The organism is Arenimonas sp. (genome assembly GCF_019459675.1).
GTDB lineage: Bacteria > Pseudomonadota > Gammaproteobacteria > Xanthomonadales > Xanthomonadaceae > Arenimonas.
In genome coordinates, this window is the sequence record NZ_JAIBFH010000313.1 from 1 (window position 1) to 4,833 (window position 4,833).

At 68.7% G+C, this 4,833-nt stretch carries 6 protein-coding genes; 5 read left to right on the forward strand and 1 reads right to left on the reverse strand.

The genetic code is table 11. The annotated features are described in order from the left end of the window. Nucleotides 1–482: DegT/DnrJ/EryC1/StrS family aminotransferase (locus K0M70_RS10650; RefSeq protein WP_290781843.1), on the reverse strand; the 482-nt coding region annotated here is incomplete at its 3' end. A gap of 121 nt (nucleotides 483–603) precedes the next feature. On the opposite strand from K0M70_RS10650, the gene K0M70_RS10655 reads away from it, so the two are divergent. From K0M70_RS10655 to K0M70_RS10675, 5 genes are all read left to right on the forward strand, one after another. Then, nucleotides 604–1,347: a CoA transferase subunit A gene (locus K0M70_RS10655; RefSeq protein WP_290781844.1), complete on the forward strand. Its 744-nt coding sequence runs from the start codon at nucleotides 604–606 to the stop codon at nucleotides 1,345–1,347. Continuing rightward, nucleotides 1,347–1,982 (forward strand): CoA transferase subunit B, encoded by a 636-nt coding sequence (locus K0M70_RS10660; protein WP_290781845.1) that lies wholly within the window; start codon nucleotides 1,347–1,349, stop codon nucleotides 1,980–1,982. The genes K0M70_RS10655 and K0M70_RS10660 overlap by 1 nt, the downstream gene beginning before the upstream one ends. A 7-nt stretch (nucleotides 1,983–1,989) precedes the next feature. Further along, nucleotides 1,990–2,373 (forward strand): GtrA family protein, encoded by a 384-nt coding sequence (locus K0M70_RS10665; protein ID WP_290781846.1) that lies wholly within the window; start codon nucleotides 1,990–1,992, stop codon nucleotides 2,371–2,373. A gap of 138 nt (nucleotides 2,374–2,511) precedes the next feature. Further along, on the forward strand, nucleotides 2,512–3,600 hold the full coding sequence (locus K0M70_RS10670) for a YjgN family protein (RefSeq protein ID WP_290781847.1): 1,089 nt from the start codon (nucleotides 2,512–2,514) through the stop codon (nucleotides 3,598–3,600). A 115-nt stretch (nucleotides 3,601–3,715) separates the two neighbouring features. Next, on the forward strand, nucleotides 3,716–4,663 hold the full coding sequence (locus K0M70_RS10675; protein WP_290781848.1) for a M48 family metallopeptidase: 948 nt from the start codon (nucleotides 3,716–3,718) through the stop codon (nucleotides 4,661–4,663). Nucleotides 4,664–4,833 lie beyond the last annotated feature (170 nt).

A 4,833-nucleotide genomic window follows, 5' to 3' on the forward strand; every position in this document is an offset into this window, starting at 1 on the left:
CCCCCCCCCGCCCGCCGGGGGCCGGGCCACAGCGGCAGCAGTTCGGCCATCGCGGCCAGGCGACCGTACAGGTGGGTGATGATGACCGCCGCCACGGGCGCGCCGTTGGCAAGGGCCTGCTGCAGGCTGGCGGGATCCATCGTCGCCACGCCGGGCTGGATGTCGACGAACACCGGCTCGGCGCCGCAGGCCAGCACCGCGCTGGTGCCATACATGGCCGCATTGGCGCAAACCACCACGCGGTCGCCGGCACCGATGCCCAGCGCACGCAGCGCCAGTTCCAGCGCATCCGTGCCGTTGGCGACCCCGATGGCATGCGCCACGCCGCAGTAGGCGGCGAACGAGGCTTCGAACTGGCTGACGCCGGGGCCCAGCACGTAATAGCCGCTTCCGATCACCTCCGCGGCAACCGCGCACAGGCGCTCCTGGAAGGGCGCTACATGGCGGGGAAGCGAGTTGATGGGGATCAGGTCTGCGGACATGCCGGGCGGCTTCCTGGCGCTTTTGAAAGGGGAGGCTAGGATAGCATTGGCCTAAGGTACGGCTCCCCGGCAAGGTCCCGGCAGTTACAATCCCGATTCCGCCAGGCCAACGAGAGCGTCAATGTCCCTGACCGTCCCCGCCGCGACCCGATCCCGGGCTCGGGCCAAAGTATTCCCCGGCGCCGCCGAGGCGCTGCGTGATGTCCTCGCCGATGGCCAGACGATCGCCGTCGGCGGCTTCGGGCTGTGCGGTATTCCCGAAGCCCTGATCGCCGCACTGCGCGACTCGGGCGTGACGGGGCTGACCGTGATTTCCAACAATGCCGGCGTGGATGGCTTTGGCCTGGGCCAGCTGCTGAGCACGCGCCAGATTCGCAAGATGATTTCGTCCTACGTGGGCGAGAACAAGGAATTCGAGCGCCAGTACCTGGCCGGCGAGCTGGAGCTTGAGTTTAACCCCCAGGGTACGCTCGCGGAGCGGCTGCGGGCCGGTGGCGCCGGCATCCCGGCCTTCTTCACCCGCACCGGCTACGGCACCATCGTGGCCGACGGCAAGGAAACCCGGGAGTTCGATGGCCAGCACTACGTGATGGAAACCGCGCTGCGTGCCGACGTATCCCTGGTGAAGGCGTGGAAGGCCGACACGGCCGGCAACCTGGTGTTCCGCAAGACCGCGCGCAACTTCAATCCGGCGGTCGCGATGGCCGGCAAGACCTGCGTGGCCGAAGTGGAGGAAATCGTCGAGATCGGCAGCATCGACCCCGACCACGTCCATCTGCCGGGCATCTACGTCGACCGCATCGTGCTCAACGCCACCCCCGAAAAACGCATCGAACAGCGCACCGTGCGCGCAGGAGGCAACTGATGGCCTGGTCGCGAGATGAAATGGCGCAGCGCGCCGCGCTCGAGCTCACCGACGGCGCCTACGTGAACCTGGGCATCGGCCTGCCGACCCTGGTGGCCAACCACATCCCCGAAGGCATGGACGTGTGGCTGCAGTCCGAGAACGGCCTGCTGGGCATCGGCCCGTTCCCGACCGAGGACGAAGTGGACGCCGACCTGATCAACGCCGGCAAGCAGACCGTGACCGCCCGCGCGGGCGCCAGCTATTTCGGCAGCCACGATTCGTTCGCGATGATCCGCGGCGGCCACATCGACCTGGCCATCCTGGGCGCCATGGAAGTGACCGAAGGCGGCGACCTGGCCAACTGGATGGTGCCGGGCAAGATGGTGAAGGGCATGGGCGGCGCAATGGACCTGGTGGCCGGCGTGAAGCGCGTGGTGGTGCTGATGGAGCACACCACCAAGACCGGTGAGCCGAAAATCCTGCCCAAGTGCACGCTGCCCCTGACCGGCGTGGGCGTGGTGAACCGCATCATCACCGAGCTGGCCGTGATGGACGTCACCGCCGATGGCCTGGTGCTGGTGGAAGCGGCCCCTGGCGTGGACGAAGACGAACTGCGCGCCAAGACCGGATGCGCGTTCCGCCGCGCCGCCTGAACTGAGCGTGCTGCGTCGTCAGCTCCTGGGCTACGGCCTGGTCGGTGGCCTGCAGCTGCTGGCCGACTGGCTGTGCTTCGTCGCGTTGACCTCGATGGGCGCGGCCGTGGTTCCGGCCAACCTTGCCGGACGCGTGCTGGGGGCGTCGATGGGCGTGTGGTTGAACGGCCGCTTCACCTTTGCCGCGAAAGACGCGCCGCCGCCGCTGGGCCGGGGCCCGCTGCTGCGCTTTGTAGTGTTCTGGCTGGCCATGACCGCGCTGAGCACGCTGGCCGTGCACCAGCTGGATGCCCTGCAGGGGCTGCACGGTGCGTGGCTGGGCAAGCCGCTGGTGGATGCCGGGTTGGCTGCGATCAGTTTCGCTGCGGCCAAGTACTGGATCTACCGCTGAAACGACATTCGCGCTGGCAGCCGGCACCCCGCACCGGTTAGATTCCTGCTTCCCGGCCGCAGGCCGGGACGTTGAGGGGAAACAATGTCGTACGAAGACTCAAATGCGCCGGTCGCGGGGCCGCCTGCGTTGCCGCCCATGCCGCCGCCGCTGCCGCCGCCGCCGATCGCTGCGCCGCCCCAGCGCCATGGCGTGGAGTTCACCGGCCGCGCCGGGGAGTTCTTTGGCATCTGGTTCGTCAACCTGGTGCTGTCGGTTCTGACGCTGGGCATCTATTCGGCCTGGGCCAAGGTGCGCACCGAGCGCTATTTCTATGGCAACACGCGGCTGGCGGGCGCGCCGTTCGAATACCTGGCCAATCCCATCGCCATCCTCAAGGGCCGCCTGGTGGCCTACGTGGTGGTGATCGCGCTGGGCCTGTGCGCGCATTTCCAACTGTGGGGGGTGTACATCCCGCTGATCCTGGCGGTGCTGGTGCTGCTGCCCTGGCTGGTGCAGCGCACGCTGCGGTTCCGCGCGCGCTATTCGGCCTGGCGCGGGCTGCGGTTCCGGTTCGTGGAGGGTGTGTTCGAGGCCTACGTCAACTTCATGTTCAAGCCCATCCTTGGCCTGATCACGCTGTACCTGCTGTCGCCATGGGTGCGCCTGGGCCAGCATGAGTACCTGGTTACGGGGCATCGGTTCGGCGGCAAGCGCTTCAAGTTCGCCGGCGACCTGGGCCAGTATTACGTTCCGTTCCTGATCGCCGTCGGGCTGGGCATCGGCCTTTACCTGCTGATGATGTTCATGGCCGTGGGCGGCGCCATGCTGGCGGCGGCGATGGACGGCGGCAATTCAAAGGATCCTGGCGCCGGCGCGATGGCGGCCATCCTGGTCCCGGTGTTCGCGGTGTACCTGGCGCTGCTGGCGCTGCCGGTGTTCCTGCGCACGCGCTACACCAACCTGATGTGGAATTTCGCCAGCCTGGGCGGCCACCGCTTTGAATCCACGCTGCGGGCGCGCGACGTGATCTGGATTTATTTCAGCAACGGCGTGGCCATCGTCTTCAGCCTGGGCCTGCTGGTGCCGTGGGCGATGATTCGCCTGGCGAAGTACCGGGCGCAGCACTTCGTGCTGCTGGTGGCGGGCGACCTGGATGAGTTCGTCGCCGAACGCGAGCGCGAGGAAGGCGCCGCCGGCTCGGAGCTGCTGGACGCGCTGGACATGGACATGGACGTCAGCATTTGAGCGACCTGCCGGCCACCTGGTACGACGGCCGCGGCAGCCGCGGTCGCGCGCCGCGGCTCACCCCGCCCGCGCCACCCGCGGCCGCGCGACGCGGCTCACCCAGCCGGCGGCGAACGTGCTTCGCGTCGAGTCCGAAGGCATGGCGCTGGAGTTCGCATCGGCCGAGGTCACGCTGAGCCCGCGCCTGGGCTCGATGCCGCGAACGTTGACCCTGCCGGGCGAGGGCCACCTTGAACTGGCCGACTCGCCGCTGCTCGACCAGTGGGTTCCCACGTCGAGCCGCATCGAAGCCGCCGCCCACTGGCTGGAACAGCGGCGCAGCGCCGCCATCGGTGCGGGCGTGGCGACGGTGCTGGGCGTGGTGTTCTTCTTCCAGGTGGCGCTGCCGTGGATGGCGAACGAACTGGCGCCCGTGATTCCGTCGGCGATGGAGCGCACCATCACGCGCCAGGCGATGGCGCTGATTGATCGCGTGCATACCCAGCCTTCGAAGCTGCCGGAAGCGCGCCGCGCCGAGCTGCAGCAGCAGTTCACCGCGCTGGTGGCCGGCCTGCCGCGCGAGGCCGATTTCAGGCTGGAGTTCCGCAGCGCGCCGAAGCTGGGCCCCAACGCGTTCGCGCTGCCCGACGGCCTGGTGGTGGTGACCGACGAACTGGTGGGCCTGGTGGAAAGCGACCGCGAGCTGGTGGCGGTGCTGGCCCACGAGGCCGGCCACCACGAACAGCGCCACGGCATGCGGCAGGCGCTGCAGAGTTCGGCGGTGGTGGTGGTGGCGGGCTTTCTGTTCGGCGACCTTTCGGGCACCGGTTCGCTGTCGGTGTCGATCCCGGTGCTGCTGCTCGAGAGCGGTTTTTCGCGCAAGCACGAGCGCGAGGCCGACGAGTTCGCGTTCGACCTGCTGCGCAAGCGCGGCCGGTCGCCCGCTGATTTCGCCACCGCGATGTCGCGACTGTCCAGGCACCACGGCGAACAGGACCTGGGCGCGGTCAGCTACCTTTCCACGCACCCGGCTAGCGCCCAGCGCATCGAGGCGGCCAACCGCGCCGCCGAACGCAAGGACTGACCGGCCAGCGCATCAGCGCGCTGGCGCTACCCGACGCGGTGGCGGCGCTGCGTTGTTGTGCCGCTGGCGACCGCCGCCCTACGGCCAGACCCAATGCTCAAAGCCGCCCTTGGGGGGGGGCTTTCTGGTCCGGGCCTGGCCCAGCGGGGCCAGCGTCTCAATCAGCGTGA